Consider the following 2292-nt stretch of genomic DNA (forward strand, 5'->3'; position numbering starts at 1 on the left):
CGGCCACGGCGATGGTGGCGGTGTGGCGCTGGTGGCGCGCCCGTTCCACCGCCAACAGGGCCAGCGCATGCCGCGGCGGCCGCAAGGCGCGCAGCAAGAGGCCCACACCCACCGGCACGCAGGCGATGCCACCGAACAGCAGGCAGGCCACCGACACATAAGCAGCGAGCGGGATCTCGGCCACCGGCGGCAGCAGCGCGAGCAGCACGCCTGCGACCAACAACACGGGGCCCGGCCAGTGGGCCGACGGGGCGGAAGCAGCATCACCCAGGCCCTTCAGGGCCTGCGCCGGTGCCAGGCGCTGCGCCGCGCGCGCGGGCAACCAGCCGCCGATGAGAGCCGCCAGCACACCCAGCAGGCCATACACCCATGCCGCGCCTGCGCTGAACTGCAGGCTCGGCGCCACGCCCGGGAAATAACCCCCACCCAGGTCACCGGCCAGCAGCCGCAAGGCCAGGGCGGCGAGCGCCGTGCCCAATGCCAAGCCGAGCGCACTCCCGACGATGCCGAGCAGCCCCGACTCGGCCAGCACCAGCGCGAGCCGCCCACGTGCACTGAGGCCCAGCACGCCCAGCAAGGCCAGCTGCGGCTGGCGTTTGGCCACCGACAGCGACAGGATCGAGAACACCAGGAACGCGCCGGTGAAGAGCGCCACCAGCGCGAGCACCGTGAGGTTGACGCGGTAGGCGCGCGACACATTCGACACCCGTTGTGCGGCTTCGTCGGGCGAGGCGGCGCGCAAGCCCGCGGGCAAGGCGAGCGACTGCAACACAGCCGCGCGGTCGGCGCCGGGTGCGAGGCGCACGTCGATGCGGCTCAGGCGGCCGAGCCAGCCGAAGGCTTGTTGTGCGCCGGCCAGGTCCATCACCGCCAGTGGCGGCCCGCTGGCGGCCACGCTGCCTTGCACGCGCCACTCGCCGTTGCCGGTGGGGGTTTGCAGGCGCAGGGTCTGGGTGGCGCCGAACTGCTCTTGCGCTTGCGCGTTGAGAAACAGCGTGTCGGGTCGCAACAGCGCCAGCCGGTCGGCGTCATCCGCCGGGCGGGGCATCAAGGCGGGTGACAAGGGGGCCACCACCAACGCATCGATGCCGAGCACACGCAGGGCGATGCGCTGGCCCTTCGCGTCAAAGGCATAGGTGTCGATCTCGATCACCGGGCTCGCCCAGCCCACCTGCGGGTGGCCTGCCACACGTTCGTACAACGCTTCGTCAAAGCCGCCGCGCTGCCCGCGAATCTCGAAGTCGGGTTGGCCGTTGACCGAGCGCACCGCCGCGCTGAACTCGCTCAGCGCCGACTGGTTGATGAGCTGAACCGAGAAGGCGAGCGCCACCCCCAGCATCACCGCCAGCAAGGCGGCGAGGTTGCGCCAGGGGTGGTGGCGCAGCTCGGGCCACGACAGTTGTCGCAGCAGCGCGATCACGGCGGGCTCATTCCCTGCGCCGTGAGTGTGAGCACTCGGTCGGCGCGCGCAGCCGCCGCGCGCGAGTGCGTCACCAGCACACAGGCGGCGCCTTGCTCGCGCACCTGGGTGGCGAGCAAGTCCATCATCTTCTCGGCGGTGGTCGGGTCGAGGTTGCCGGTGGGCTCATCGGCCAGGATCAGCTGCGGCCGGTGCACCAGCGCGCGCGCCAGCGCGACCCGCTGCAACTGGCCGCCCGAGAGTGTTTGCGGCAAACGATCCCCGAAGCCTTGCAGGCCCACGGCGTGCAGCATCGCTTCAACGCGGGTGTCGTCGGGCCGCTTTTGCAGCAGCAGCGGCAGGCCCACGTTGTGCGCCACGCTCAGGTGCGGCAACACATGGAAGGCCTGGAACACAAATCCCAGGTGAGCGCGGCGAAACAGCGCCTGCTCGGCTTCGCTCAACCGGGTGATGTGGGTGCCGTTGATGTGCACCGAACCACTCGCCACGCTGTCGAGCCCGGCGATGCAATTGAGCAGCGTCGATTTGCCCACGCCCGACTCGCCCAGGATGGCAACGAACTCGCCCGCCGCCACCCGCAGGTCGACCCCGCTGAAAACCGTGGCCTCGCCATACCGTTTGGCGAGGCCACGCACGTTCAGCAGCTCAGCCAAGTTTCAACTCCGATACCAGCTTCAGGGCGAGCGTGGTGGCCTGTTGCAGTGCATCGGGCGCATCACAGGCCACCACCTGGCGCTGCGGCATGCTGCGCAGCCAGGTGATTTGGCGCTTGGCGAGCTGGCGCGTGGCGGCCACGCCGCGCTCGGGCAGCTCGCTCTGGACGCACGCGACCAAGGCCACCCAGGTCTGGCGGTAACCCACGCAGCGCAACG

2 protein-coding genes and 1 pseudogene are annotated in these 2292 nt (G+C 70.5%); all 3 read right to left on the reverse strand.

From position 1 onward, the window contains the following. The coding region (locus tag RMO40_RS25175) for an FtsX-like permease family protein (RefSeq protein WP_309726674.1) at nt 1-1420 on the reverse strand (1420 nt) is incomplete at its 3' end. Continuing rightward, nucleotides 1417-2064, reverse strand: coding sequence for an ATP-binding cassette domain-containing protein (locus RMO40_RS25180; RefSeq protein ID WP_309726687.1), 648 nt, complete (start codon nt 2062-2064; stop codon nt 1417-1419). The genes RMO40_RS25180 and RMO40_RS25175, both read right to left, overlap by 4 nt. A 1-nt stretch (nt 2065) precedes the next feature. Next, nucleotides 2066-2292, reverse strand: a pseudogene (locus RMO40_RS25185) (tRNA (adenosine(37)-N6)-dimethylallyltransferase MiaA); the annotation flags it as partial.

Source organism: Rhizobacter sp., assembly GCF_031412075.1.
Classification (GTDB): Bacteria; Pseudomonadota; Gammaproteobacteria; order Burkholderiales; family Burkholderiaceae_C; genus Rhizobacter.